The organism is Bacillus sp. SIMBA_154, from assembly GCF_046536015.1.
Classification (GTDB): Bacteria; Bacillota; Bacilli; order Bacillales; family Bacillaceae; genus Bacillus; species Bacillus pumilus_P.
This window is the reverse complement of the sequence record NZ_JAWJBV010000006.1, coordinates 119477-146112: the sequence shown is the minus strand read 5'-3', so window position 1 is coordinate 146112 and position 26636 is coordinate 119477. Positions and strand designations below refer to the sequence as shown.

The 26636-nt window shown below is 40.7% G+C and carries 28 protein-coding genes, 1 tRNA gene, 1 pseudogene and 1 other annotated feature; of the genes and pseudogenes, 3 read left to right on the top strand and 27 right to left on the bottom strand.

Annotated features, from left to right (window positions below):
• Nucleotides 1–8 precede the first annotated feature (8 nt).
• The 5 genes from R0K30_RS11160 to ilvE form a co-directional block, all read right to left on the bottom strand.
• Nucleotides 9–1562, bottom strand: a complete 1554-nt coding sequence (locus R0K30_RS11160) for a 2-isopropylmalate synthase (RefSeq protein WP_099726961.1) — start codon at nt 1560–1562, stop codon at nt 9–11.
• Nucleotides 1549–2577, bottom strand: a complete 1029-nt coding sequence (gene ilvC / locus R0K30_RS11155; protein ID WP_099726960.1) for a ketol-acid reductoisomerase — start codon at nt 2575–2577, stop codon at nt 1549–1551. The genes R0K30_RS11160 and ilvC overlap by 14 nt, the downstream gene beginning before the upstream one ends.
• Nucleotides 2578–2595: 18 nt before the next feature.
• Nucleotides 2596–3114, bottom strand: a complete 519-nt coding sequence (gene ilvN / locus R0K30_RS11150; RefSeq protein ID WP_034321175.1) for an acetolactate synthase small subunit — start codon at nt 3112–3114, stop codon at nt 2596–2598.
• A complete protein-coding gene (gene ilvB, locus R0K30_RS11145) occupies nt 3111–4835 on the bottom strand; it encodes an acetolactate synthase large subunit (protein ID WP_256498865.1) in 1725 nt (574 codons plus the stop codon). Before ilvB ends, ilvN begins: the two co-directional genes overlap by 4 nt.
• A gap of 122 nt (nt 4836–4957) precedes the next feature.
• Nucleotides 4958–5203, bottom strand: a binding site (T-box leader).
• 8 nt (nt 5204–5211) lie between these two features.
• Nucleotides 5212–6126, bottom strand: a complete 915-nt coding sequence (gene ilvE / locus R0K30_RS11140; protein ID WP_256498867.1) for a branched-chain-amino-acid transaminase — start codon at nt 6124–6126, stop codon at nt 5212–5214.
• Between the two features lie 435 nt (nt 6127–6561).
• Between ilvE and R0K30_RS11135 the strand changes: the two genes are divergently transcribed.
• Entirely contained in the window at nt 6562–7605 is a 1044-nt protein-coding gene (locus R0K30_RS11135) for a lactonase family protein (protein ID WP_256498868.1), read from the top strand.
• 82 nt (nt 7606–7687) lie between these two features.
• On the opposite strand, the gene R0K30_RS11130 is transcribed toward R0K30_RS11135, so the two are convergent.
• The 12 genes and pseudogenes from R0K30_RS11130 to R0K30_RS11070 all read right to left on the bottom strand — a co-directional run bounded on the left by R0K30_RS11130 (nt 7688) and on the right by R0K30_RS11070 (nt 16453).
• A complete protein-coding gene (locus tag R0K30_RS11130; RefSeq protein ID WP_099726956.1) occupies nt 7688–8110 on the bottom strand; it encodes a YkvA family protein in 423 nt (140 codons plus the stop codon).
• Between the two features lie 95 nt (nt 8111–8205).
• Nucleotides 8206–9372 carry a D-alanyl-lipoteichoic acid biosynthesis protein DltD gene (gene dltD, locus R0K30_RS11125; RefSeq protein ID WP_410610715.1) on the bottom strand — a complete coding sequence of 389 codons (1167 nt, stop codon included), beginning with the start codon at nt 9370–9372 and terminating at the stop codon, nt 8206–8208.
• The gene (gene dltC / locus R0K30_RS11120) at nt 9372–9608 is read right to left on the bottom strand and encodes a D-alanine--poly(phosphoribitol) ligase subunit 2 (RefSeq protein WP_024423191.1); all 237 of its coding nucleotides are present in this window, start codon (nt 9606–9608) and stop codon (nt 9372–9374) included. The genes dltD and dltC overlap by 1 nt, the downstream gene beginning before the upstream one ends.
• 21 nt (nt 9609–9629) lie before the next feature.
• Complete coding sequence (gene dltB, locus R0K30_RS11115; protein WP_410610712.1) at nt 9630–10814, bottom strand: D-alanyl-lipoteichoic acid biosynthesis protein DltB; 1185 nt, start codon at nt 10812–10814, stop codon at nt 9630–9632.
• On the bottom strand, nt 10811–12316 hold the full coding sequence (dltA, locus tag R0K30_RS11110) for a D-alanine--poly(phosphoribitol) ligase subunit DltA (RefSeq protein WP_410610710.1): 1506 nt from the start codon (nt 12314–12316) through the stop codon (nt 10811–10813). Before dltA ends, dltB begins: the two co-directional genes overlap by 4 nt.
• A 14-nt stretch (nt 12317–12330) precedes the next feature.
• Nucleotides 12331–12480, bottom strand: coding sequence for a teichoic acid D-Ala incorporation-associated protein DltX (locus tag R0K30_RS11105; RefSeq protein ID WP_223251640.1), 150 nt, complete (start codon nt 12478–12480; stop codon nt 12331–12333).
• A gap of 254 nt (nt 12481–12734) precedes the next feature.
• Complete coding sequence (locus R0K30_RS11100; RefSeq protein WP_410610708.1) at nt 12735–13421, bottom strand: DUF1668 domain-containing protein; 687 nt, start codon at nt 13419–13421, stop codon at nt 12735–12737.
• A 19-nt stretch (nt 13422–13440) separates the two neighbouring features.
• On the bottom strand, nt 13441–14001 hold the full coding sequence (locus tag R0K30_RS11095) for a Kelch repeat-containing protein (RefSeq protein WP_410610706.1): 561 nt from the start codon (nt 13999–14001) through the stop codon (nt 13441–13443).
• 224 nt (nt 14002–14225) lie between these two features.
• The gene (locus tag R0K30_RS11090) at nt 14226–14438 is read right to left on the bottom strand and encodes a hypothetical protein (RefSeq protein ID WP_410610704.1); all 213 of its coding nucleotides are present in this window, start codon (nt 14436–14438) and stop codon (nt 14226–14228) included.
• 84 nt (nt 14439–14522) lie between these two features.
• A pseudogene (locus R0K30_RS11080) lies at nt 14523–15121 on the bottom strand (DUF4241 domain-containing protein).
• Nucleotides 15122–15190: 69 nt separating this feature from the next.
• Nucleotides 15191–16228 (bottom strand): hypothetical protein, encoded by a 1038-nt coding sequence (locus R0K30_RS11075; RefSeq protein WP_410610700.1) that lies wholly within the window; start codon nt 16226–16228, stop codon nt 15191–15193.
• 3 nt (nt 16229–16231) lie between these two features.
• Entirely contained in the window at nt 16232–16453 is a 222-nt protein-coding gene (locus R0K30_RS11070; RefSeq protein ID WP_053215879.1) for a helix-turn-helix domain-containing protein, read from the bottom strand.
• 137 nt (nt 16454–16590) lie between these two features.
• On the opposite strand from R0K30_RS11070, the gene R0K30_RS11065 reads away from it, so the two are divergent.
• Complete coding sequence (locus tag R0K30_RS11065) at nt 16591–17640, top strand: DNA cytosine methyltransferase (RefSeq protein ID WP_410610698.1); 1050 nt, start codon at nt 16591–16593, stop codon at nt 17638–17640.
• A 164-nt stretch (nt 17641–17804) separates the two neighbouring features.
• On the opposite strand, the gene R0K30_RS11060 is transcribed toward R0K30_RS11065, so the two are convergent.
• From R0K30_RS11060 to R0K30_RS11015, 10 genes are all read right to left on the bottom strand, one after another.
• A tRNA-Arg gene (locus R0K30_RS11060) sits at nt 17805–17878 on the bottom strand.
• 120 nt (nt 17879–17998) lie between these two features.
• Nucleotides 17999–18523: a YfcE family phosphodiesterase gene (locus tag R0K30_RS11055; RefSeq protein ID WP_099726949.1), complete on the bottom strand. Its 525-nt coding sequence runs from the start codon at nt 18521–18523 to the stop codon at nt 17999–18001.
• A gap of 14 nt (nt 18524–18537) precedes the next feature.
• Entirely contained in the window at nt 18538–19140 is a 603-nt protein-coding gene (locus R0K30_RS11050) for an XTP/dITP diphosphatase (protein WP_410610696.1), read from the bottom strand.
• A 10-nt stretch (nt 19141–19150) separates the two neighbouring features.
• Nucleotides 19151–19879 (bottom strand): ribonuclease PH, encoded by a 729-nt coding sequence (rph, locus tag R0K30_RS11045; RefSeq protein WP_099681411.1) that lies wholly within the window; start codon nt 19877–19879, stop codon nt 19151–19153.
• A gap of 151 nt (nt 19880–20030) precedes the next feature.
• A complete protein-coding gene (locus tag R0K30_RS11040) occupies nt 20031–21092 on the bottom strand; it encodes a GerMN domain-containing protein (protein WP_099726946.1) in 1062 nt (353 codons plus the stop codon).
• A gap of 101 nt (nt 21093–21193) precedes the next feature.
• On the bottom strand, nt 21194–22012 hold the full coding sequence (racE, locus tag R0K30_RS11035) for a glutamate racemase (protein ID WP_268254812.1): 819 nt from the start codon (nt 22010–22012) through the stop codon (nt 21194–21196).
• A gap of 7 nt (nt 22013–22019) precedes the next feature.
• Nucleotides 22020–22460 carry a MarR family winged helix-turn-helix transcriptional regulator gene (locus R0K30_RS11030; RefSeq protein WP_099726944.1) on the bottom strand — a complete coding sequence of 147 codons (441 nt, stop codon included), beginning with the start codon at nt 22458–22460 and terminating at the stop codon, nt 22020–22022.
• 149 nt (nt 22461–22609) lie between these two features.
• Complete coding sequence (gene gerE, locus R0K30_RS11025) at nt 22610–22834, bottom strand: spore germination transcription factor GerE (protein WP_003184172.1); 225 nt, start codon at nt 22832–22834, stop codon at nt 22610–22612.
• Between the two features lie 205 nt (nt 22835–23039).
• Complete coding sequence (locus tag R0K30_RS11020) at nt 23040–24356, bottom strand: CitMHS family transporter (protein ID WP_230031016.1); 1317 nt, start codon at nt 24354–24356, stop codon at nt 23040–23042.
• A 152-nt stretch (nt 24357–24508) separates the two neighbouring features.
• Entirely contained in the window at nt 24509–25369 is an 861-nt protein-coding gene (locus R0K30_RS11015; protein ID WP_099726942.1) for a LysR family transcriptional regulator, read from the bottom strand.
• Nucleotides 25370–25504: 135 nt separating this feature from the next.
• Between R0K30_RS11015 and R0K30_RS11010 the strand changes: the two genes are divergently transcribed.
• Nucleotides 25505–26635: a 2-methylaconitate cis-trans isomerase PrpF family protein gene (locus R0K30_RS11010; RefSeq protein ID WP_410610692.1), complete on the top strand. Its 1131-nt coding sequence runs from the start codon at nt 25505–25507 to the stop codon at nt 26633–26635.
• Nucleotide 26636 lies beyond the last annotated feature (1 nt).

The following is a 26636-nucleotide window of genomic DNA, read 5'->3' as shown; positions in this document are numbered from 1 at the left end:
CTCCTTTCCTATGAGATCGCGTGATGTTTCTCAATTTCAAACAAATTTGATTTAAAGATTAAATGCCTGTTCACTGCATTGACGTAAGCTTTAGCCGATGCTTCCAGTACATCTTGCGCCACACCTCGGCCTGCTGTTTCTTTTCCTTCTATTGAAACAGTGACATATACTTCTGCTAGCGCGTCTCTGCCTTTTCCATTTGATTGAATACGGTAGTCTAGCAAATGAATTCTTTCCTCCATACAGCGCTCAAGCGTGTTGTACACAGCTTCTACACTGCCTGCACCTGTAGCTGCTTCTTGAATGACTTCCTGCGTTTCTTGATTTTTAAGAGAAACCGTTGCTGTTGGCATTTGTTCTGTACCATAATGTACTTGAAGGCTTTCAAATTCGTAGCCAATTTTTCGGTCTGCTACTTTTTCTTCTAATATAATAGAAATCAAATCATCATCTGTGATTTCTTTCTTCTTCTCTGTTAAGTTCTTGAAGGTTTCGAAGAACTTATTGATTTCTTCTTCAGTTAGCTTAAAGCCTAGTGTTTTCAAGCGGTCTTTAAACGCATGTCTTCCAGAGTGTTTTCCAAGGACAAGCACATCTGTTGTGACGCCTACAAGCTCTGGAGAAATAATTTCATAGGTTGTTTTTTCTTTGAGGAAACCATCTTGGTGAATACCTGATTCATGTGCAAAAGCATTGTTGCCAACGACTGCTTTATTGCGCGGCACAATCATTCCAGAGTATTTGCTCACTACATCACTTGTACGCTTAATTTCATTCAATTGAATTGTTGATTCGACCTGATAAAAGTCTTTTCGAATATGAAGAGCTACTGCAATTTCTTCTAAAGCGGCATTCCCAGCTCGCTCTCCGATACCGTTGACTGCTGTTTCAATTTGATCGGCTCCATTTTCGATTGCTGCAAGTGAGTTTGCCACAGCCATGCCAAGGTCATCATGACAGTGTGCTGACAAATTCACGCGATCAATATTTGGAACGTGTTCTTTCATGTATTTAAAGATATTTCCGTACTCTTTTGGCGCTAGGTATCCAACTGTATCAGGTAAGTTAATCACACTTGCCCCAGCGTCAATGACCTTCTCTACGATTTCCGCTAAGAAAGCAAGATCTGTACGGCACGCATCTTCTGCTGACCACTGGACAACCGGGAAGCGTTCTTTTGCGTATTTCACCATTGAGACAGCCTGTTCTACAACTTCCTCACGTGTTTTCTTTAGTTTATGCTTCAGGTGAATGTCAGAAGTCGCAATAAAGACGTGAATTCTTGGTTGAGCCCCATCTTTTAATGCTTCCCACGCAGCATCAATATCACCTTTCACACAACGTGCAAGCCCTGCAACTGAACAGTTTTTGATTGTTCTTGCAATTTCTTGTACACCTAAGAAATCCCCTCGGGATGAAGCGGGAAAACCCGCTTCAATGATATTAACCCCAAGGCGCTCAAGCTGCTTTGCAATGATTAGCTTTTCTTGTGCATTTAAGTTCACTCCTGGTGATTGCTCTCCATCTCGAAGTGTTGTGTCAAAAAAATTAATTTTCCGCACCGACGCTCACCGCTTCCTTTTTCTTTCCTTGTTTGACGAAAGGCATCATTTCACGAAGCTTTCTTCCGACGATTTCAATTTGGTGCTCACTTTCACTTTCATTAATGGCATTGAAACGTGGACGATTCACTTGGTTTTCAACAATCCATTCTTTTGCAAATGTTCCATTTTGGATGTCGGTCAAGACTGCTTTCATTGATTCTTTTACTTTTGCATCAACAACGCGTGGTCCTGATACGAAGTCACCCCATTGTGCTGTATCAGAGATTGAATATCTCATGCCTTCTAGTCCTTCTTCATACATAAGGTCAACGATCAGTTTTAGTTCATGCAGACACTCGAAGTATGCAAGTTCTGGCTGATAACCCGCTTCTGTTAACGTTTCGAACCCTGCTTTCACTAGTGAAGTAAGACCTCCACAAAGAACTGCTTGCTCACCGAATAGGTCCGTTTCCGTTTCTTCTTTAAATGTTGTTTCAAGTACGCCTGCTCTTGCTCCGCCAATTGCTTTTGCATAAGCAAGTGCTTTGTCTTTCGCTTGACCAGATACATCTTGATAGATGGCAAATAGTGCAGGTACACCAGCGCCTTGCTCATATGTTCTTCTCACAAGATGCCCTGGACCTTTTGGTGCAACAAGATACACGTCTACGTCACTTGGAGGAACAATTTGATGGAAATGGACGTTAAATCCGTGTGCGAATACAAGTGAGTTGCCAGCTTCTAATTGATCTTTAATTTCTTCGTCATATACTTTCTTTTGCTGTTCGTCTGGAAGTAATACCATCACCACATCTGCTTGTGCTGCTGCTTCTTTTACTGTGAACACTTGATGACCGTCTTCTTGAGCTTTTGTATAAGAACCACCTTTTCTCACACCAACAATCACGTCTACGCCGCTTTCTTTTAAGTTCAGTGCGTGTGCATGACCTTGTGAACCGTAACCAATGATGGCAACCTTTTGACCATTTAATACATTTTCTTGAATATCACCGTTATAATATACTTTTACCATTTGACTCTCTCCTTTTGTTTAGACAATTGAAATTGTTTTATTTGATTGCGGCTTTTGCTGATTATCTCTCGCAAAGGCCGTGGTGCCAGTTCTGGCGACTTCTTTAATGCCGTATGGCTTAAGTAATTCAATGAGTGCTTCAATTTTTGAAGACTCACCTGTCACCTGAATGACGACACTCTCTCTGCTCACATCTACAATAGAAGCTCTAAACGGTTCAATGACCCCTGTGATCTCCATTCTAGATGATGGTGCAGATACGACTTTTATCAAAGCCAGCTCTCGCTGAACGATTGATTGGTTTGTAATGTCTGTTACTTTGAGGACATCAATTTGTTTGTTCAGCTGTTTTGTCAGCTGTTCGATGTCTTTCTCTTGGTCTACATGGACGACGAACGTGATGCGTGATACATCTTGAATCTCAGAATGGCCGACCGTAATGCTTTCAATGTTGTAGTGTCTTTTTGTAAAAAGGCCAGTGATTCGGTTCAGTACGCCTGATCGATTTAATACAGTCAACACAATAATTCTTTTCAAGGTTTCACCCCCACCATCTCATGAAGTCCTTTCCCCGGTGCAACCATCGGGAATACTTTTTCATCTCTCGCTACATTGACATCGATGAAAACAGGCTCTCTAGAGGTTAGCGCTTCTTCAAGCTTTTCTTTCGCCTCTTCGTCTGATGAGATTCTGATTCCTTTAATGCCATAAGCTTCAGATAATTTAACGAAGTCTGGCTGCTCTGAAAATTTAGAATACGAGTAGCGTTCTTCGTAGAAAATTTCTTGCCATTGTCTTACCATTCCAAGGCTGTGATTATTCAGAACAATCACTTTCACTGGAAGGTTCAGCTCACGGATAACGGCAAGTTCTTGCAGGGTCATTTGGAAACCTCCGTCTCCTAAAATGGCCACAACCGTTGCCTCTTGATCAGCTAGCTGCGCGCCAATGGCTGCCGGTAATCCGAAGCCCATCGTGCCAAGCCCGCCAGATGTTACCCATTTATCTGCATTTTCAAATGGATAGAACTGCGCCGCCCACATTTGATGCTGCCCGACATCAGTTGCCACAATGGCTTCACCTTTTGTGAATTGATGAATGTATTCAATCAGCTTTTGAGGCTTAAAGCCTTCTGCTTCGTTTTCGACGTACCAGAGTGGATATTCTTCCTTCCACTGATCTAATTGGTTTTTCCATTCGGCTGATTCCCCTTGCTTCCCGTCCTGCTTGATCAGCTCTTCAAGCACTAGCTTACTGTCTCCAACAACCGGGATATGGGTGTGAATGTTCTTGCCAATTTCTGCAGGGTCGATATCAATATGAGCGACCTTCGCATGTTTTGCAAAATGATTCAGGTTGCCTGTTACCCTGTCATCAAATCTAGCTCCAATTGAAATGAGCAGATCACATTGATGAAGGGCCATGTTCGCTGCATATGTGCCATGCATGCCAGCCATCCCAAGGAAAAGAGGATGCTTTGCCGGGAACCCGCCAAGACCAAGCAGTGTATGAGCGACCGGAATTTGCTGTTGCTCTACATACTGCCTTAATTCTTCCGACGCTTTCCCATGAAGAACGCCAGCTCCTGCTAAAATGACTGGTTTCTTTGCTCTGCTCACAGCTTCTACTAATTTGCGAATTTGCAAATAGTTCGGCTCGATTTTCGGCTGATAACCAGGTAAATCAATGGGCTGATCGTATTCAAACGTTCCTTCAATGCCCGCAACATCTTTTGGAATATCAATCAAGACTGGACCAGGTCTGCCTGTTGTTGCGATATGGAACGCCTCTTTAATGACACCTGGCAACTCTTCTGGACGTCTTACTTGGTAGCTGTGCTTTGTGATTGGCATTGTGATGCCGAGCACATCCGCTTCTTGGAAAGCATCCGAGCCAATGACTGAGGTCGCCACCTGCCCTGTGAATACAACAAGAGGAAGTGAATCAATCATCGCATCTGCAATTCCCGTGACAAGGTTTGTCGCACCAGGTCCTGACGTTGCAATGACAACACCCGGTTTACCAGATATTCTTGCGTACCCTTCTGCTGCGTGAATCGCTCCCTGCTCATGCCTTGGCAGGACATGAAATAAACCAGAATCGTAAATTTTATCGTAAATCGGTAAAACCGCTCCGCCAGGATAACCAAAAATGACTTCTACTTTTTCTCTTTTGAGTGCTTCAATTAACATGAGTGCACCGTTCATCGTTTGTGGTGCTTTTGATGTTTCCGTCTCCACTTGTACATTTGTCCCCATTTGATTTCCTCCTCTTTGTCTTGCTTCAGTCAAGTCCTTTCACCCTTTTCTATTCAAGATCGAGATTTGAGACCATATAAAAAAGCCTTCTCACCCCACAATGACACTACTTTTCACTAGGTCAAAGGGGCGAAAAAGCTTTGTTTTTCGCGGTACCACCCTTGTTCACGGCAAATTCAGCTGCCGTCTCATGGACATCTTCATCCATTTTGGTAACGAGTGAGCAATGTCACTCGGTCTGCCCTACTATCATTTCAAGCAGACACTCAGAGGTGAGTTCACTTTAGAAAGTAACACCGGTTTCCAGCTACCACCGGCTCTCTGTAGATACTGACTCTAAAGCTACTAGTCCTCTTCAACGTTTATCGATATCTATTTAGCTTGCGTGAATGTTTTCATCTGAAAAAATGACTTTTTCTCCTTCTTCAACCACTCGCTTGCGGAATTGTTCAAGAAGTTTGTTTGTGTGAACTCCAGGTTTCCCTTCACCGATTGTACGACCGTCAACCTTTACAACGGCGATTACTTCGGCTGCGGTTCCTGTTAGAAAAACTTCTTCTGCTGTATACACATCGTGCCTTGTGAATGGTTCTTCTTTCACTTCGTAGCCTAAGTCTTCTGCAATCTCCATGATGGCATTTCTTGTGATGCCTTCAAGAGCGCCGATATAGCCTGGCGGTGTATAGAGCTTACCTTTTTTATAAATAAACACATTGTCTGCAGAACCTTCTGCCACGTACCCTTGATCGTTCAGCATCAGCGCTTCACTCACACCGGCCATATGGGCTTCGATTCGGACAAGGATGTTATTCAAATAATTTAATGATTTCACTTTTGGACTCAGTACATCGGGACGATTTCGTCTCGTCGGTACCGTCACAATGTCAATCCCTGTTTCATATAGGTGCTTTGGAAAGATGGCCAGCGGCTCTACAATGATCACTGTGTTGGCTCTCCCGCAGTTGTTAGGATCTAAACCAAGATCACCCGCACCTCTTGAGACAACAAGGCGGATATAGGCATCCTTTAGGCCGTTCCTTTCAACTGTATGAATCATTTTTTCCGTGAGTTCCTCAAGTGAATATGGAATGTTCAGCATAATGGATCTGGCGGAATCATACAGGCGATCTAAATGTTCTTTCATTCGAAAGATATTTCCGTTATACACGCGTATCCCTTCGAACACACCGTCACCGTATAAGAAGCCATGATCATAAACTGAAATTTTCGCATCCTCTTTTTTCACGAGTTCATCGTTTAAAAAGATCCACTGTTCCTTTTGGTCTTCCATTTTCAGTGAGCACCCTCTCTTTCAAACAAAAAGTAGTTGAATTTTCAGACATTTTTATATTGAAGTGTCTGACGCTTGCTCAGCGTGTTTGTTTTAGCTTTTGTTGAACCCATCTTACGCCGCTTTCCATACAGTGTCAACAGCATTTTTAAAATTATTAGACAATTTAGATTAATCAAAATAAAATGTATACGCTTACACCTTTGCTAGACAAGGAATGAAAAAACTTAAAATTTTTTGTATTTTTTCTTCAATTTATTTACTTTACATGAACGGTTTTGATTTGAACAAACTTTTGTGATATTTTTTCACATGATTTTTGATGAATGTTGTTAGATTTCATTGCGCTTGTTTTTTCCTTCAGTATGCCTTTCTAAAGCGTTTTCCTATGATTTTATGATAGAATGAGACCATCTAATAGAAGGAGGGCAATACATGGCTAACATCAGAGGTTATATCGGAACGTATACAAAGGGAGACAGTAAAGGTATCTATTCCTTTACATTAAATACAGACAAGCAGCAGATTGAACAAGTAGAAGTCGCTGCTGAACTCGAAAATCCTACATATTTAACCGTGTCAGAGGATCAAAAGTTTGTGTACGCTGTGGTGAAAAAAGGGTCGCAGGGCGGTCTTGCTGCGTATCAAATTGATGCTACAACCGGTGCACTGAGTTTCATCAACCAAGAGCTTGCCGATGGCGCTTCTCCTTGTCACGTCAGCTTGGACAGTCAAACAAAAACAGCTTTCACAGCGAACTATCATAAAGGAACAGCAGAGATGTATGAAATCGATGCTGAAAATGGCTCAGTGATCCGCACGCTGTCACAGGCGCAGCATGAAGGAACTGGACCTAACGAAGACCGTCAGGAAAAACCGCACACTCACTTTATGGGTCTGACACCAGATGAAAAATATGCAGTGGCTGTTGACCTTGGAACGGATGGCATTTATACGTATAAGAAAGAAGACGGCAAGCTGGAGCTCGCGCATACATTTGAAACAAAACCAGGCAGCGGGCCTCGTCACATCACTTTCCACGCAACACAGCCAGTGGCATATGTGATGACAGAGCTAAGCTCAGAGGTGATTGTGCTTCGTTACTTTGAAGATGGTCATTTTGAAGAAGTCCAAACGATTGCGACCATTCCAAGCGACTTTACAGAGAACAATCAAGGCAGCGCCATTCATGTCTCTTCAGACGGCCAATTTGTTTATGCGGGAAATCGCGGCCATGACAGCATTGCGATTTTTAAAACAGACGCTGAAGGCCAATTAAGTCTTGTCGAGATTGCTTCATCTGAAGGAAACTGGCCTAGAGACTTTGTGCTTGATCCAACAGAAGAATTCCTCGTCGGATCAAATCAAGAATCTAGCAACCTTGTATTATACAAACGCGACAAAGAAACAGGGCGACTCACTGTCTTACAATCAGACATCACCGTCCCTCATCCAGTTTGCGTGAAATTTTTAGGATAATGAAAAAAGCCTCCGTGTGTGGAGGCTTCAGATTGTTGACAAAGGGCTAAAATGAACTTTATTTTAGCCCTTTGTCTTCTTTTCAGCGTACAGACGGCATACCGCCATCCTCAAGCTTTTGATCTATTAAAGACGTATCGGATTTTTCACCGAACCATTTTGCCAGCCTGTCTTTTGCTTTTCCTTTTACATCGTCATCAATGTACATCGCGACTTGAAGGAGAGCAAATGTAATCGCACCTAAATCATCTGTGTAGCCGACACCGATCAAAGTATCGGGGATGAGGTCAATTGGAAGGATAAAGTATCCGAGTGCTCCAATGATTAGGGTCTTCGCTTTGACAGGTACTTCGGTTTTTTGCAATGTATAGTAAAGTAATAGCACAGCATAGACAAGAGAGACCCCAGCTTTTTGTGCCGTCTTTTTTAACTTTTCCCAAAAGGCATGATCATTAAAATGCTTCTTCGAACGCTTTAATAGTTCCTTTTTCTCAGAACGATTCATCATATCGCCTCCATATTCAGCATATCCCTTTCACCTTAGTTATACAAGATATCCGCCCATTCGACAAACAAAAAGCAGCAGAAAGCCGCTGCATTCTACTGCTCTTTGTAAAACTTTTCGATCGCCTTATCGATATACACCCATCCTTTATAAGACACATGAATCGTATCTTTAAAGAAATAGGGATCATACTCATGTGAAGTCAAATCTGCGACTTCATACCCGTTATCTCGAATTTGACGATTGATTTTTTCATAATACTCTGTACGTCCCTCTTTCGGGAAACCGGTGTAATCATACCATTTTCCGTTTACAGGAATCGTCACAAACAAAGGCTTCGCCCCTGCCTGTTTTAAAATATCCAGCATGAGCTGAAAATCTTTGTATTCTGGTGATTCCGCATAAGAATTGTCTTCACGGGAATCCTTCATCTTTTTCATGATCCGTTTTAGCTTACGGTCAAACAGTTTCTGATTAATATAAAACGGGTTGTCCCCTGCTTTTTTCGCACCTAGTACGCTCGCTTCTTTTTCAAGCTCAGTCCAAGTTTTTCCTTTGACTGAAGGAGATGGATGAAGCTTGCGCTCATGCCCCGATCCAATCGTATAGTACATGTCTTTCTTTTGAAGCATGCCATAATACATTTTCGCAATTGGCGAAATTGCGCCAAAAGCAAATTTGTTCCCAGAAAGCTCTGCTTTAAAAAGCTCTGTGATGACCATGTCGTTCTTCACTGCTTTAAACGTCATGATTCTCTTGATCAGCTCTTTTTTCACAGCAGGATCAATTTCTTTATTATAGGCTAGATCAAGTGCTTGAAGCGCTGAATAGTTAGGGGCAAAGTGATTCTCGTCAGATCCCCACTTCACAAACCACTGCGGGGACACGATAAATACAAGCTTCTTCCCTTTTAATTCATCCATATGTGCTGCAAAATTCATCGCATGAATTAATGATTGCGATCCACCTTTTCCAATAAGATAAGGTGTAAACCCTTGAGGATTCTCATGAAAGAAATTCGAAGGGTGATATGGATCAAAACGTGATAGTTCAGAAGAACCATAGATCGGCAAATAAGTTGGATCTTTTAGCATTTCATCTTGTAAATAAAGCCCTTGAAACATCCCTGGATCTAATTCTGTGGCTGACTTTTGTAATTTGTCTTTTGGGATCAGGTGTGAGAGCCATGCATTTGGTACAAGAAGAACACCAATGAATAGAACAGCCGCTAAAATAAGCGGCCCAAAAAAACGCTTTTTCATTACTTCATCTCTGCCAGCTGCTCAGCAATATGATTCGGCGTATCCCACACATCACGATCGAATTCTGTAATCGGAACAGTGATTCCGAGTTGACTTTCAATTGCCATAAGCAGTTCTACTGTACCAAATGAATCAAGAAGACCTTCTTCAAAAATCGCAATCTCTGGATTTTCTTTCACAACGTCGTCCTGACAAACCTCTGCAATAATACCGTATACTTGATTTTTAAATTCCATAATTTTCTACTCCCTTAATCATTAATGATGAAATGGTTTTCCTGAAAAAATATAAAATCCGAAACAAATCACATGGAATGTAATAATGATCGACACAACCATTGTGACCTTATTATCCGGCCACCACTTGTGCTTTTTATTCCATTTCTCGAATAAATTGTAACCGGACATGACAACTGCATGGTATAGTCCGTAAATAATATATTGAAGTGCGAGTCCATGCCAAGCCCCCATCAATAAAAAGAGGACAAAGTACCCAATATTCGATACGGCCATACGGTTCTTGATCCACTTCTTTTTTGTCATAAAGAACACAAATCTCATAAACACGTAGTCTCTGAACCAGAAGGACAAGGACATATGCCAGCGATTCCAGAAGTCTTTAATGTTCCGGCTAATAAACGGTTTATTAAAGTTTTCTGGTGATTTGATGCCCATGATATAACTCACACCCACAGCAAACGCTGTATAGCCAGCAAAGTCAAAGAACAAATACATGCTGTAAGCATACATATACGTTAACTGTTGAACAAAGTGACTGCTGCTAATGTGATGAATATTCATCAGAATATACGTGTGAATCAGATAGCCAACAATGAACTTATATAAGAAGCCGATAAAAATTTTATGAATACCTGCGTATAGAAGATCACTGTATGCTCCCTTTTCAGGCGGCGTATCCATATCCTTTTCAAAACGGCGGTAACGATCAATCGGACCTGATGAAATCGTCGGGAAAAAGACAATGAAATAGACCAAACGATGAATCGGCATTTTCTTCTTAATCAAGCCGTCTCTTGTCTCAATAATTAACTGAACACCTTTAAATGTTAAGTACGAGATCCCTAAAAAGCTCAGCCAGTTCATTGGCGGCGGGTGATGCGGCTGATGAGTTAAAAAGAACGGTAAGATCTTTGATAGCACAAGCGGCAAAATAGATGCCACCACTGCTATATAGAATACAGATGCTTGATTCGCTTTTAGCCGGTACGCAAGGTACCAGCGGATGATCAACACTTGCCATACTGTGAACAAGAAGAGCAGCAGCGCGCCATGTGCATCTTTTGAGAAAATAAGCGTGAGCGCCACAACCGTTGCAAACATGTTGTAGCCCTGCATTCTTTTGCCGCGAAGACCAAGAATGATCGTCGGCAAAAGAAGAATACCAATTAGAATGAAGAAAAAGAATGAACTAAACGGAATCATAGAAGAACCTCTTTCGCGATTCTCTTACGGTCAACCTTCCCGTTTGGCGTCATGTACAGCTGCTCAAGATAGACAAACTTTCTTGGAATCATGTACGCAGGCAGTGAATCCGCCATTTCTTTCTTAATCGCACTTGTCAGCTGATATTCTTTTTCAAATGAATGCGCTGCTGGGACAATCGCTGCAGTCAAGTACTCCACATGACCGTTGGGCTGGAACGGCACAATCACACAAGCATTGACATAAGTTGTCTCACTCACATGATATTCAATTTCTTCAAGCTCCATCCGGTATCCATGCAGCTTAATTTGATAGTCCAGACGACCGTGGCACGTAATTAAGCTATCCTGTTTCACACCTGCGTCACCTGTGCGGTAAGCAGGACGTCCTTCGTATTCAAAGAACACTTGATCCGTTAAGGCTTGTTCACCTAAGTAGCCTCTCGTGACGCTTGGTCCCACGATGACAATTTCCCCTTTTTCACCATCAGGAAGTGTCTTGCCTTCTTCGTCTAAAATGACGATATCTGTATCAGGTTTGGCATAGCCTACTGGTAAAGAATCGTGCTGATCAAGAATCGCCTGCGTGACTTCAATAGAAGTGATCGCAACAGTTGCTTCGGTCGGACCATACGTATTAAAGACCTGCGCCTTTGGAAAACGCTCAAGGAGTGCACTTGCTACAGATACAGGAAGTGCCTCACCGCAGAACAAGAAGACTTTCAGCTCTGGTAAAAGCTCTCCTGTAAAGGATGGGTCCATTAAGCACATTTGCACAAAGGAAGGTGTTGATGTCCACACTTCAACGTCAGATTGACCAAGTGCTGCAAACATATCCTTCGGCTTATTCACAAGATCTTTCACTAAACAGTAAAGCGTGCCGCCTGATTGAAGCGCTGGATACAAATCCATCACTGATAAGTCAAAAGAAAAGGGTGCTTGGTTTAAGAACGTGCGTCCCTCGCCAATAGGGAAGTCGCTGCACATCCACTCTGTAAAGCTTTCTAAATTGCTGGCTGTTACTTGAACGCCTTTAGGCTTTCCGGTACTGCCTGACGTATAAATGATATAAAAGACATCATCACCTTGAACCCACTGCGTGGATGGTGGTGCTTCTTTTTCAAGTGCTAAAAGCGATGCCGCACTCTTCACTTCAATGTGTTCTTCTACATCCAGTACTGTCTGCTCATTTGCACAAATCAATAGACTGGCTTTGGAGCTTTCAATAATCGAGACAATACGCTCGACAGGTATTGAGATGTCGACCGGAATATAAGGTCTGCCTGATTTCACACTGCCTAAGAAAGAAATCAGCATCTCTGGCTCCATATGACCGTATACAATGACAGGTGCACTGTCAGTTGCGACTGCATCAATCGAACCAGCCATTTGGTCTGATAGACGCCAAAGCTCATCATATGTGATCGAAGCATCTTGAGAAACAAATGCTGGCTGTGTCGGTTTTGTTTGCTGGTATTCATGAATCGTGTGTAATAGTTTCATAGTCTAATCTCCAATTAAAAATCGTTGTAAATGAATGATCCCGTATTTGCTGTATGGAATCCGTAAATAAAGAACAATAATAGAAAAATAAGTAAGTAAAAGCTTGTATATCCTATCCATTTTACAGACTTATTTTCTGATAGCTTTTTGAATAGCATATTGATAACCTCTTTTCTTTTGACATTTATAAAGACGACATCGATCATCTAAAAGTTTCATATCAAAACATAAAAATTTTAAGAAATCATAAAAAAAAGATGTCGAAAATATGAACGTACCTCTAGGCAAAGCTGTCTTATTGTAACAAAGATTTAATGTATTTGAAATGAAATGGAAGCTTAAATTTGCCTTAAAATTGGTGAAAGCTGTCGAATAAACGCAAAAGCCACCTAGTTTGCCTAGATGGCTTTGATTTCAATTACTTCTTATATTTATTGACTTCGAACATGAGAATGTTTTTGAACACCAAATAATCCTTTTTACTTTCAAACGGACCTTTGTTGTTGTCATGCTCATCGATTTCATAAAAACCTGGACCTTCTCCAGAATCACGTTTTTTGTACCAGGATAGGAAAGCGTTGACTTCTTTCATGGAGAGGTCATACTCTTTCTGCAAACCGTTGACCATTGTGATAATGAGAAGGGCATCGCCGTCCTCTTCTGTTCCATCGTCTTTAGTCGGTGTTGTTGGTTCAGGGTCTTTGTCGCCTGGGGTTTCAGTTTCGGTGTTTTTAAGACTACTTAATGAGATAGATAAATTAGATTTGAAATTTGCTCTAGCGTTAGTAGGGGCACTTGAACTTTGTTCAACTCCTCCAATTACATAAAGTGTATCATCAACAATTGCGGATACATGCCCCATGCGATAAGGTGCAGAAGTGGTAGGTATAGTTTTCGCTTTCTTAGCTTCTATATCATAGAGTGTAACTCTAGAAGTTCCACCTGTTCTTATAATATAATCTTCAAAGTTTAATGCATCATGATAAGGTGCAATTGCTCCCGACCCTAAAACTGTCCACTGATCTAATGATGGATCGTACTCAAACGTTTTTGGACCTAGTAATTCTGATCCAGCTAAAACATAGAGTTTATTTTTTACAACCACAGCATTTCCAGCAGTAGCCTCATTGGTGAATTTTTTCTTTTTTTGTCCATTCCTTTGTTTTTATATCGTAACTAAATGTATTATTGTACCTCTCTGGCTTTAACAAACTATTATAACCAACAACATAGATTTTATTTTCTATAGCACCTGCGTATAAATTATATGCAGATATCTTAAATTCAAATGGAAGGTCTTCTGCATCCTCCCATGTATCCGTTTTGATATTATAAACTTCTACGCTATTTGTAAATCCTTGTTCTGTTCTACCACCCAATACAAATATATGATCACCTACAATAGCACTGGCTGCCCCCATGCGGCCTGTTTTCATACCAGCTTTTTCTGACCATTTATCTAGCTTCGGATCATATACATAAGTAGTATTAGAATATGCCTTACTTGGACCCGTTCCACCTATTACAAAGATTTTCCCATCATATACTTCACTTACAGCTCCTACTCTTGCATCTGGCAACTCTGCCCGTTCTTTCCATTCAAGAGTATCTGTATTTTCCGCTTTTATCGATTGTAATGGATAACATAATGCTGACAACAACAAAACCAGAAGCCATTTTTTCAAGATAACCACACTCCTTCTATTTGTTTACATGACAAATATCGGATAGTTATTCATTTTTTTTATGACTTTATTACATTTCGATATATTTTCTAGTTATTATTAATACAAAGTTGATACTTTCACAAGAAATAAAAATATTATTTACTATCTCTACCTGCATCAATAAATTTCCTAACAAAAAACGGCAACCTACTGGAAGCCGTTCTATTTTATTAGAACTTTAATCAACTTAATTGATGGAGTTCTACTTCAAATGTTTTAGAAAGTATAGCTAAATTATTCTCTACTATTCTTCCGTTTTCAGCCTCTGTTTGACTTTTTTCAATCGAATTACAGCAAATACAGAAATGATTGTCGCTAATACGGCTCCACCAATAGAGATGATGAGTACCAATAGGTGTGTTCACCCATTTGTCCTCCGTTCGGATTTTCCCCATTATACACTTTATCCACTTCACTATATCTATGAATACACTGAATATATAACAATAAAAAGAACCCATGGTTTCATGAGTTTCTCATCAGTCCATTATAAGAAAGTCTGTCACAAGGCAAGCGGGCTCTCCGTTTTCATCTAGCCCCCAAAAGCTTGGATACATCCCGTCACCGAAGCCTGTTGTAAACATGGCAATGTCCACCCTGTTATGAAAACGGGTGACGAGCCATCCCATGTGTGCTTGTAGTTTTGCTCAAACGCTTCTTCAAATTCCTCATAAGCTTGTAAATATAGTGCTGCCTCCGCATCCATGAAGCACCCCATACCCGTATTCACACCGTAGCCGTAAAACTCATCTTCTTTCAGATGTTTGAGTTCCTGCCCTGCTCTTGTTGCTAGCTCCCATTCTATTGCTTGCTCGTTTGTAAACTTGATCATTGCAAAGGCGTCGCGTTCGTCACCGCTTTCCAACCGCTTAACTACAAGTGGAATGGGATATTTCCCCATACCAACCTTCCTCGCAAATGATTGGTCCCCCTCTGAAACAAAAGGATCACAGACAACGATTTGACCGCTTGTGATCTGGATATTTCCAATATGTTTGGCAAATAATTGATCACCCTCTTGACTGCTTGTTGTCTCTCCATTTTTATATAGAAGATATGCGGGAGTAATGTTGTACATGTGATCATTCCTTTCAGGTAACACATATAGGTTCTCTTTTTAGGAAGATTTGCTTCATGTAACCATTCATTAAATTAAACCATTCTTATATATATCTTCAGGTTTTATTTGATTGTCCATACATTTTCTATAGCCATACTTATTTATTTTTTTGAACCAAATACTCTCTATTTCATTTCTTGTAACAGGTTCTCGTATTCCCCAACTTTCACATAATAACTTTATGTCTAGTTCTTGTAATTTTTCTTGAATAAGATTTGCATTCTTATTAAGAAGCTTTAGAACCTTTGACAGTTTATATCTATCGCCATCAATAAATATCTCTGATGTACCACCGGCTGAAAACTCATCTCTCATAGAGGGACTTACGAGCTGATATTTAGTTAATAAATAAGAAACGGTTCTTCTATACTTTGGGTAACCTTTTTTATAATTTTTATTACCTTCTATAAATATTTCTGGAAAAAGCACCATGCATTCTGCAATTTTATTGTTTTTCTCCTCTGTTGTTAATGAATTAAACTGTACTATCTTCGGAGCCATATCCTCATTTTCGTTCGAATCCAGCCACCATAAGTCTTCACCTTCACTTAAGTTGGAGCGTACAAATTCCTTTATCCTATTTGATTTCTCAGTTGAATCTAATACCTTAAATTCATCATAGGTCATATTAATTTTATGTAGAATTGAATTTTCTTTATGCATATCCATATTAATAAAGAATCTTGGTGAGTGTGTTACCTTTACATCTTCTAAAACATCTTCATACTTTTTATACCTTACATTTATTCTTTTTCCATCCATCTGTCCAAAAACAAGATATATTTGATCAGTTACATTTGATTTTAAAGTACCTTCGAAGATACTATTACCTACTGATTGCCAATTTTTATTTTTTGAAAACTTTACTTCCACACCATAAGCTCCATTTATAACTATATCAGGAAATGTTTGCTTTCCAGTCTGTTCCACAGTTAATTCATTAGAGATTGAGTTCATTATATGATATACATAATTTTCAAATTTCACACCTGACTGGTATTCACTTAAATCACCTGCTTCTGTGATAATTTTACACGTTTCATGTATTAATTCCTCAACATTCATCTTTTACAACTCCCTATATTCCATTAGATCTTCAATTACGATAGGTATATCGCTAATATCATTTAAAGTTTTTAGAATAGCTATAAGTGTTTCAATTTCAATTCTCTTAGTTTTATTGTTACACATGTCATTTATAGTATTAGGTCTTATTCCTGATGTATTAGCGAAATTATTCCTAGAACATCCTATTTGCTTAAGTAAGTTGTCTAATTTAAAATAAATCATAGTGCTATCCATTTTCCCCTTGATTTATAACTACAGAAGTTATAAAATGTATTTATGGTGCGTATTTGTATGTAAACATACTAAATACGCTTCACACAATAGTATAACAAAAAATTTGAATTTAAGATGGTGGGAATATGTATAAAGTAGTATCACTTTTTAGCGGATGCGGAGGTCTAGATTTAGGCTTTAAAGGTGATTTCACTTTCTTAGGTAATAATTACGAAAAAAATATGTTCGATATTATATGGGCAAACGATTTCTTTTTACAAGCTACACAAACTTACGCTCAAAATATCGGCGACCATATTCATGTCGGAAAAATAGAAGAAGTGTTAGATAATGAAAAAACAACAATTCCTTCTGAAGCCGACGTGGTGATTGGCGGTTTTCCTTGTCAAGATTTCAGTGTAGCCGGTAAGAGAGGTGGAATTACTGTTAAAAGAGGAAAACTTTATCTTCAAATGAAAAGAGTTATTGAACACATACAGCCTAAAGTCTTCGTTGCGGAAAACGTCGAAGGATTGGTGAATATGGAAAAAGGTATTGTTTTAAATACAATCAAAAATGACTTAAGTAGTATATCAGATGGTGACACACAAGTTAAATACAATGTTACTCATCATCTCCTACATGCAGCAGACTATGGTGTTCCTCAAATTAGAAAACGTGTTTTTATTGTGGGTATTAGGGAAGATATAGAAGCAAATTACATTCCACCTAGTCCAACACATACAGATAGGTGGATCACAGCCAAAGAAGCGATTGACGATTTATGGGACAAGCAAGAAGATCAAACAATCTATAATCATTCACAAATATCAAAAGCTAAGTTTTATCCTGGAAGAAGAATGCAAGGAAACTCCCAGATAAAAGCTGACGCACCTTCAATTACAATCCGCGCAGAACATCACGGAAATATAGAAGCACATTATAGAACAACTAATGAAGATGAACCAGAAAATATGGCTTATTGGAGAAGATTAACTGTAAGAGAATGTGCAAGAATACAATCTTTCCCCGATAGTTTTGAATTTCTAGGTGCTGGAACATATACGTATAAACAAGTAGGAAATGCTGTACCCCCAGTATTAGGTTGGCACGTTGCCCAATCTATTCAAAATGTATTATTAGCAAATGATAATCTTAAACTTAATAACAATCAAGAGTTGTCTTTTCAATTCTAGTTAATAGACCTGATGGCTGACATCAGGTCTATTAACTGTCACTTTCACCTTTCTAATACATTTCATTGGAACGAATAGACCAAAAAAACCCGCTATTGATACGTTTATGCCATCGTTTTGTTTAAACGGAGACAATACTTTTCAATAACGGGTTTTTTATAATACGTCCCAGGAGAGATTCGAACTCCCGACCGACGGCTTAGAAGGCCGTTGCTCTATCCTGCTGAGCTACTGGGACATGTTGTTATGTAGTGCGCTGCGCTCGATTACCTCAGCGACAAGATTTATTATATTACTATTGTTCTTTAAAGTCAACGGTTTTTCGAAAGTTTTTTCATAAGGGGCAGATGCTGCACCCTTATGAAATACCTTCCAATGTCACGGTGTTTTCGAGGTCTTGTATCGCTAGACCTTCGTCCGTGTAAAATTGAACGTTTGCTTCGCTTCCATCTAGTGTCAGTATAGCATAGCTGCGCTCTTTGCGCACTCTTGGCAGGTGCACGCTGCCTGGGTTAATGAGCAGTTTTCCTCTTAGCAGCTCGCTGCCTGGGATGTGCGAGTGGCCAAAGCAGATAATGTCTGCGCCTAGCTCTTCTGCACGGTAGTAGACTTGAAGTAGGGATTGTTTGATGCCATGCAGATGTCCGTGAGTGAGAAATAGTTTTCCGCCTCCATCAAGGGGGAGCAGGAGCTCTTCTTCAAAATCGCCCATAAAGTCACAATTTCCTTTGACGACTTTGTATCCTTGGAGTGCTGGGTGGTTCGTTTCGAGTTCTGAATCTCCGCAGTGAATCATCATGTCTACCTCAGCCGCATGCCGTTTAGCAATGGTTTGAAGCTCGTCTGTGAGTCCATGACTGTCACTAATGATGAGTATCTTCATGGCTTCATTCCCCCTTATTCATTTGCGTCTAGCAATGATGAAAGCTTTTGAAGCGCGACCGCTCGATGGCTGATCTTGTTTTTCTCCTCTAGTGATAACTCGGCCATCGTCTGGTCTTTGTCTTTGACGATGAAAATCGGGTCGTATCCGAAGCCATTTTCGCCGATTGGTTCTTCTGCGATGAAGCCTTCTACTGATCCTTCTACCGTCTTTGTTTCTTTGCCCGGTGTGCTGACAGCAAGGGCACATCTGAATCTGGCTGTGCGGTCTTCTTTTTCAATTCCTTTAAGCTCGCTCAGCACTTTCCTTACATTCTCGGCATCGTCTTTATGCTCACCAGCGTATCTTGCTGAATAAACGCCAGGTTTCCCGCCCAGATAATCAATCGACAAACCGGAATCGTCTGCAATCACCATTTCACCTGCTTTGGCTTGAATAGCCTCGGCTTTGATGATCGCATTTTCCTCAAAGGTTTGTCCTGTTTCTTCGATCTCTTCTGAGAATCCGATGTCTGCTAGTGTTTTGACCGTGAAACCCTTTGGCTCAAGAATGGCTTTGAATTCTTTCGCTTTGCCCGGATTATGCGTTGCAATGATCGCTGTTTTCATCCTGATCAAACCCTTCTAGTTATTCGATGACTTCTCCTGTCACTGCTTTTTGCTTTTCAATTAATTCTTTGATGCCCTTTTCGGCTAGATCAAGCAGTCCGTTTAGCTGCTCTCTTGAAAATGTCGCTTCTTCGCCTGTGCCTTGAAGTTCAACGAAGCGTCCAGCGCCTGTCATGATGACATTCATATCCACTTCAGCCGAAGAATCTTCTTCATAGTTTAAATCTAACAGAAGCCCCTGTTTAGAATCAATTCCGACGGATATCGCCGCTAAATAATCAGTGATTGGGTTTTCTTTCATGACTCCTTCAGCCCGAAGCTTTTGAATCGCAAGTGTCATGGCCACAAATGCACCTGTGATGGACGCCGTCCGTGTTCCGCCGTCTGCTTGAATCACATCACAATCAATCCAAATTGTGCGTTCACCAAGCTTTTCTAAATCAACGACTGCGCGGAGTGCTCGTCCAATTAAGCGTTGAATTTCCATTGTACGTCCCGTGACTTTTCCTTTAGAAGATTCTCTCATCGTTCTTTGTGCTGTTGCTCTTGGAAGCATGCTATATTCTGCTGTAATCCAGCCTTTTCCTTCTCCTCTTAAAAAAGGAGGTACGCGGTCTTCGATTGATGCGTTACAAATCACCTTCGTATTTCCCGCTGAGATTAAGACAGAGCCCTCTGGATGCGTGATGTAGCCTGCCTCTATTTCAATTTTTCTTAATTCGTCATATTGTCTTTCATCTAATCTCATGATTTACCTCCGTTACGATATACATTCCGTGCGGGTGCCAGCGGGGTTCTCCTACTAACTTAGACAACCTTGATCGGTTCTAATCGCTTGGAATAAAAAAGAGGCAGCGAATATGCATGCCTCTTTTTCTCCATTATATCAATGTGTGACGTTAAAAACTACCTGTATTCACTTGTTCTGGTCTTGAAACTGGCTTTGTGAGCTCTGCCCCTTTTTCATTCACAAGCTCTGCCTTTCCGTTAACCTTCACAGATACGCTTTTCACATCCGGCAGCTCTGTTAATGTGAGGACAATGCTATCAAGAACTTTTTGTGAAATGACCTTTTTCTTTTCATCGGCACTGCCAAAAATGGATTCGTTGAAATCAAGTGTCACATGGCCGTCTTTTACTTTTGGTACATCATTCAGCTTCACGTCTTGATCAAAGTCTGTGAGCAAATGGCTTGTTTTACTTGGTCCAGAGACGAGCTCATCAATGGCTGCTGTAATTGGATCATCCTCGTCTTTTGGCGCTCTTGTTGTGACAGGAACGTAGTACGTCTGCTCGTCAGATTCAGATAAGTAGTAGACGGTCACTGGCTTTGTCGATGTCATATCAGCGGCAGCCTCGTGCTGAATATTAATGCCGTCCTCTCTGCTTAAATCATCTGAGATCGGGGTGCCGTTCACAGGCATTTCTTTTAATTCATGTCCATTCATCTTCAATTTGACTTTGGCTACCGAATCAAACTGTGTTAACGTCCAAGTGACAGATTGCAGGATGCGCTGTTCGTCTTCTTTTTTATAATTTTTGAATTCATTTGAAAAATCCACAACCGCCGTTCCGTCTTTAATATCGACAGATACATTCGTGTCAGCTGGCAAGACGGCTCTAAATCCATTTGGCATCAGGTTGGAGATGGGTCCTCCATCCACGAGATATTCAAGGGTTTGTTTGGCACTTCCTTCGTTTTTCGGCAGCGGAATAGATTGAGACACGACATAACCGTTTTTATCAATTAAATATAATTCTCTCATAACCGTATCTGCCTGCTTCTCTTCTTTTCCTTCTTTGGCTGTTTGTTTGTCTTCTTTATTTTCTTTCACATATGTGACATTTTGTGGTGGATCAATCTCTGTTTTCGCTTGGTCTGTTTGAAACAATCCGCATCCTGATAAAAGCATGGCTGACGCGATACACGTCACAGCTGCTGTAGTTCCTTTTTTCAGCATACTTCACCCTCCTCTAGTAGTTTGTACTACTATGTATACGAGCTCCCTAAGAGGATTAGACCCTTTTCATAAAAAAATAACCCACTTCATGTAGAAGCGGGTTATTGCTGATATACCTGCTCGAGTGACACGGTCTCGACCTTACCTGGCAGGTAGCCGAACCAGTCACGAGCGATGTTTTGAAAATTTTGCTGCTGCCCTGTTGTGTAAAATGTATGGACAGGCTCTTCCTTAGAAGCATTTAACAGCCCTTTATATGAAAGAATCGTACTTGCTTCTCTAGCTGTCTCATCACCTGATGAAATGATGCTCACATCACTGCCCATAAAACGCTGAATCGGCTCTTTTAAAATAGGATAGTGCGTGCAGCCAAGAATGAGCGTATCAATTCCTGTTTCTTTCATCGGTTCAAGAGAGGCTTTCACCACTTCATCTGCTGTCTGATCTAAAAACGTACCGCTTTCGACAAATGGGACAAGCATCGGGCAAGCCAGACCTTGTACCGTCAGACCTGCTTTTAAAGAAAGCAGTGCTTCTTTATAGGCCTCGCTTTTGATCGTATTGACAGTTCCGATGACACCAATATGCTGATTGCTTGTCACCTTGATTGCTGTGCGGGCTCCGGGCTGGATCACGCCAATGACCGGAATATCGAGCGTTGCTTTAATTTCATCAAGCGCAATCGCCGTCGCTGTGTTGCATGCAATGACAAGCATTTTAATATGATGATGTCTCAATAAGTAATGCGCCATTTCCCATGTATATTGTAGAACCTCTTCTTCTTCCCGAGGGCCATACGGACATCGTTTCGTATCGCCTACGTAAATGATTTTTTCTTTTGGCAGTTGCCTCATGATTTCCTTTGCAACGGTTAAACCGCCAACGCCGGAATCAATGACGCCGATTGGTTGATCCAACAAAATCGCCTCATTTTCTTTTCATTTGCTGCTGTAGTTTCGTTAGAGATTGATTGAAAACGATGGCTTCTTCTTCTGAGAAAGCCCCTAGAAGTTCACTGACGTATTCTTGGCGTTTGACAATCACTTCTTGAATGATCCGCTCGCCTTCAGGCAATAAATGAATGCGAACCACGCGGCGGTCAGAAGGGTCTTTCACCCGTTCGACAAGTTCACTTTTTTCCATTCTATCAATTAAATCGGTTGTCGTGCTGCAAGCCAAATACATCTTTTGTGATAACTCGCCTATTGTCATATCTCCGAATTCATAAAGCCACTGGAGCCCTATAAATTGAGGAGGTGTTATCGTATATTGATTTAGGATTTCTCTGCCTTTTTGCTTAATAATTGCGGCAATATGGCGCAATGATTTTTCAATCTCTGCAACATGGTCGAACTCATTCGTTTCCATTTCATTGATACCTCACTATAGCATCTCACTTTGATTAAAATGTACATTCCTATTTTCCTCGTTTTTCAAAGAAAATGCAAGAAGAGACTCAAGGAAATCAAATAGAAATAACCGGTTCCTCCCCAATGCGGAAGGAAAACCGGCTGACGTTAGAGCTCTAGCTCACCCATACGCAGAAGCTCGACTACGGCCTGTGAACGACCTTTAACTCCTAGCTTTTGCATGGCATTCGAAATATGATTTCGAACAGTCTTTTCGCTAATAAAAAGCTCGCTTGCAATTTCTTTTGTTGTTTTATCTTGGACGAGCAATTCAAATACTTCTCTTTCTCTTTTGGTTAATAGCGGCTTGGATTGAAACTCTTTCTCCTTCAAGTATTGTAACCCTCCTTGCTAAGGTGAGAGCTCTAGTCTCTATAGAATGGGATTCTGTATAGTCGAGATATCATATGCCGCGTACCAGAGGTAGGTGACGTTAAAATCAAGAATTCCCGCAGATCAGCGTCCAATTTCATACACTTAGAGCAGCACAAAAAAGGACGAGTCTCCTATCGAGACATCGTCCTATTCAAACGGGTATTTAAAAAATGGAAATGGCTCCTGTTAACAGAGCGATCAGTGTTGTAAAAAGGGCGGTTAACACAGTCCATAACAGTGCGTATTTTTGCAAATCACCAATATCTTTGTTCAGCATACTGACAAGAAGTAAGGTTGAGGCCACAAGTGGACTTAGTAAATGGACAGGCTGTCCGATAATAGAGGCGCGCGCAATCTCCACCGGATCAATGCCATAAGCTGCGCCCGCTTCAGCCAAGATTGGCAGCACTCCGAAATAATAAGCATCATTTGAAAGAACAAAAGTAAATGGCATACTCGTCAAAGCGACAATTAGCGGGAAAAATGAGCTGTAGGAATCCGGGATTAAGTAGATCACTAAATGGGCAATCGACTCAACCATTTTTGTCCCCGAAAAGATCCCTGTGAAAATTCCTGCTGCAAACACAAGTGTAATGACCGTTAATGCATTTCCTGCATGCGATAAAATTCGCTCACGCTGGTCTTCAACTTTTGGATAGTTGATCATGAGAGCGATGACAAATCCAATTAAAAAGAGGACAGGAATCGGTACGATATCGAAGACAAGTGTGGTCATGACAGCCATCGTCAGGAAAAAGTTGACCCAAATCAGATTTGGTCTCTTCATATCCTCTACGCCATCCTCAATTGACGCAGCCAATTCAGGAGAGATGGATACCTCTTCTTTGTGCTGAATCTCAGCAATCCCAATTCGCTTCCGTTCTTTTTTCCCAAGTACATATGCAGTAAAAAGTATAAAAAGAGCGCCCCCTAACATCGTCGGGAGTAATGGAATAAAAAATTCAGCGGCATCTAATCCAAGCGCAGCGATTGCACGAGTAGCTGGCCCGCCCCAAGGCGTCATACCACTCATAATTCCTAATGATAATAATGAAATCGTTCCTAAAATCAGCGGGTTCATCCCAATTCTTAAGAAAAGTGGCAGCATAGCTGATACTGTAATCATGTACGTTGTTGTCCCATCACCATCTAATGCAACAAGCATAGACAAAATCGCTACCCCAAAAGCAATTTTGACAGGATCGCCTTTCACAATACGTAGAATGAGTTTAATCAAAGGATCAAACAATCCAGCATCCAGCATGACACCGAAGAATAAAATCGCAAATAACAATAAAGCAGCAGATGGTGCAACAGTTTTGAGTCCATCAAGCATCATGTCCCCTAATCCGCTGTTAAATCCACCGATCAATGCAAATATGATCGGTACAACGGTTAAAGCCACCACCGGATGCATTCGTTTTGTCATAATGAGAAATGTAAATGTCAAGACCATCAAGATCCCTAAAATAGCTAGCACTCTATATCCCTCCATCCTCTTCTTTACACGATCAACAAGCACCCCTTGCACTTGCGACCGGAATGTTAGCGCTTTCTATTTCAAGGATATAATAGCTTTTTTTATAATGAAAATATTGATTTTTTCGTTTATTCAATAAATTTCTTTTATAATTAACCTTGCTGACTTCTTAAAAACTCAATAAACGCTTTCACAACCGACAAATGAAGGGAGTCTGGCTGGTACATAAGCCATGTATCTCTTAAAACGGGCTGTCCATCTTTATACGAAAGACCTTTTACAAATAGCTCATCACTTGGTCTGAGGCAAATTTCTGGAACTATGGCATAGCCTAAACCATGCTTCACCATTTCTTTCGATGTATCCTGACGGTCTGTCTCCATTGTCACGAGGGGAGGCATTGTGAACGTTTCCTGCCACCATCTGTTAATCAATCGTTTTAATGAGCTGTCCGTATGATAGTCAATGAGCGGCAGTTTCGGCAGGTCCTTTAGCTGTATTTCTGATTTTGAAATGATACAAAGCCGCTCTTTATCGAGCAAAAACCGTTCTCCATTCCAATCGTAATCTCCTCTTAAAATCCCTAAGTGTACACTGGATGTCCCTAACAGATCCATTACCTTTGTGCTCCAGCCTGTGTTCACCATAAATTGAACATGTGGATACTGCTTAGAAAATTCTCTTAAAATTTCTGGCAGTTTATACTGGGCAAAATTACTTGAGACCCCTAACCGGATCGTTCCTTTGACCTTTTTTTGCATATTGAGCATACCATCTTTCGTTTGCTGGAGCTGTTTGAGCATGTCATTTGCGTATTCAGCCAAGTACTCACCCTCTGACGTAAATTCAATCCCTCGTTTTCTTTTGAAGAAAAGCTTCATATCAAACTCCTCTTCAAGCTGCTTCAATCGATAGCTTAAGGCAGGCTGCGAGACAAATAATTTTTCTGCCGCCTTTGTAATGTTCTTTTCTTCATAAAGTACCTTTAGAAATCGCCAATCCTTTTCATCCATTGTATGCTCTCCTTTTTTACTAATTATAAAATATTTTTATCGATTCCTTTCAAAATAATGTATTTAACTTATTTCTTATTATACTTTACCATTTTGGTTAGATAAACAGTTCATTAAAAATTGAGGGTGAGAGCAATGAGAAAAGTTCCAATCACTATTATGCGAGGCGGTACAAGCAAAGGGGTATTCATTCAAGCAAACGATGCACCATATGAACACGATGAGCTCGAGGCATTTCTTTTAGACATTATGGGCAGTCCTGACCGGCTGCAGGTCGATGGAATCGGCGGCGGTAATTCTTTAACAAGCAAAGTAGCGATCATCGACAAAGCGACTCGTCCAGATGTGGATGTAAACTATACATTTGCACAAGTCAGTATTAATGAAAGATATGTAGACTTTAAAGGAAACTGCGGGAATATCTCATCAGCTGTAGGTCCATATGCCATCATTAAAGGATTTGTTCAAGCGGTTGAGCCCATCACGACTGTACGTATCCTCAATACCAACACGAATAAAATTATTGTGGCAGAGGTAGAAGTCGAAAATGGTGAGGTTAAATTTGAAGGACATGCAGAAATTCCAGGAGTAAAAGGGACTGGTTCTCCCATTTATTTATCTTTTGAGAAACCTGAAGGCGCTGTCACAGGTAAAACCTTTCCGACTGGAAACAAAATTGATACGATTCAAACAAAGTTTGGAGAGATTCCAATCTCGATCGTTGACATTGCAAATCCAATTGCCTTTATCCGTGCCAAAGATATTCATCTAAAAGGAACTGAATTGCCTGAGGAGTTTACAGACGATTTACTGAATGATTTAGAAGAAATTCGTTCCATCGCTGCTGAAATGTGTCTCTTCGCTCCAAAGGAAATGGCGACATTACAGTCTCCAGCTGTTCCAAAGCTTGCAATCATAAGCGAGCCTGCTGATTATGTAGATACAAATGGAATCTTGAGACGAGCAGCAGATATGGACATCATCGTTCGTATGCTATCGATGCAAAGACCACACCAAGCACTTGCCATTACCGGCTCTGTCTGCGTGTCAGCAAGCTGCTTTATGGAAGAAACGCTTCCTGCACAGCTTTATCATGGTCAACATGATACGCTTCGAATTGGGCATCCTGCTGGTATTATGCAAACTGAAATTGACGTGTCTCAAAACAGAGTCAAAGTCATTCGAACCGCAAGAGAAATTCTGGACGGGGTGGTCTTTACGAAACAAGACTATATGGTTCAGCATCATATTAAAAAAGAAGCTTAAA

Coding starts and splice junctions, on each gene's coding strand:
- R0K30_RS11040 (WP_099726946.1), bottom strand. CDS start 21,092: ATGCTGAAAAAAGGAACTACAGCAGCTGTGACGTGTATCGCGTCAGCC.
- R0K30_RS11070 (WP_053215879.1), bottom strand. CDS start 16,453: ATGATTTATTTTAAATTAGACAACTTACTTAAGCAAATAGGATGTTCT.
- ilvC (WP_099726960.1), bottom strand. CDS start 2,577: ATGGTAAAAGTATATTATAACGGTGATATTCAAGAAAATGTATTAAAT.
- R0K30_RS11090 (WP_410610704.1), bottom strand. CDS start 14,438: ATGGGGAAAATCCGAACGGAGGACAAATGGGTGAACACACCTATTGGT.
- dltD (WP_410610715.1), bottom strand. CDS start 9,372: ATGAAAAAGCGTTTTTTTGGGCCGCTTATTTTAGCGGCTGTTCTATTC.
- ilvE (WP_256498867.1), bottom strand. CDS start 6,126: ATGGAAGACCAAAAGGAACAGTGGATCTTTTTAAACGATGAACTCGTG.
- ilvB (WP_256498865.1), bottom strand. CDS start 4,835: ATGGGGACAAATGTACAAGTGGAGACGGAAACATCAAAAGCACCACAA.
- dltA (WP_410610710.1), bottom strand. CDS start 12,316: ATGAAACTATTACACACGATTCATGAATACCAGCAAACAAAACCGACA.
- R0K30_RS11015 (WP_099726942.1), bottom strand. CDS start 25,369: ATGGATGAAAAGGATTGGCGATTTCTAAAGGTACTTTATGAAGAAAAG.
- dltB (WP_410610712.1), bottom strand. CDS start 10,814: ATGATTCCGTTTAGTTCATTCTTTTTCTTCATTCTAATTGGTATTCTT.
- R0K30_RS11010 (WP_410610692.1), top strand. CDS start 25,505: ATGAGAAAAGTTCCAATCACTATTATGCGAGGCGGTACAAGCAAAGGG.
- R0K30_RS11075 (WP_410610700.1), bottom strand. CDS start 16,228: ATGAATGTTGAGGAATTAATACATGAAACGTGTAAAATTATCACAGAA.
- dltC (WP_024423191.1), bottom strand. CDS start 9,608: ATGGAATTTAAAAATCAAGTATACGGTATTATTGCAGAGGTTTGTCAG.
- R0K30_RS11065 (WP_410610698.1), top strand. CDS start 16,591: ATGTATAAAGTAGTATCACTTTTTAGCGGATGCGGAGGTCTAGATTTA.
- rph (WP_099681411.1), bottom strand. CDS start 19,879: ATGAGATTAGATGAAAGACAATATGACGAATTAAGAAAAATTGAAATA.
- R0K30_RS11055 (WP_099726949.1), bottom strand. CDS start 18,523: ATGAAGATACTCATCATTAGTGACAGTCATGGACTCACAGACGAGCTT.
- R0K30_RS11130 (WP_099726956.1), bottom strand. CDS start 8,110: ATGAATCGTTCTGAGAAAAAGGAACTATTAAAGCGTTCGAAGAAGCAT.
- R0K30_RS11135 (WP_256498868.1), top strand. CDS start 6,562: ATGGCTAACATCAGAGGTTATATCGGAACGTATACAAAGGGAGACAGT.
- R0K30_RS11030 (WP_099726944.1), bottom strand. CDS start 22,460: ATGGAAACGAATGAGTTCGACCATGTTGCAGAGATTGAAAAATCATTG.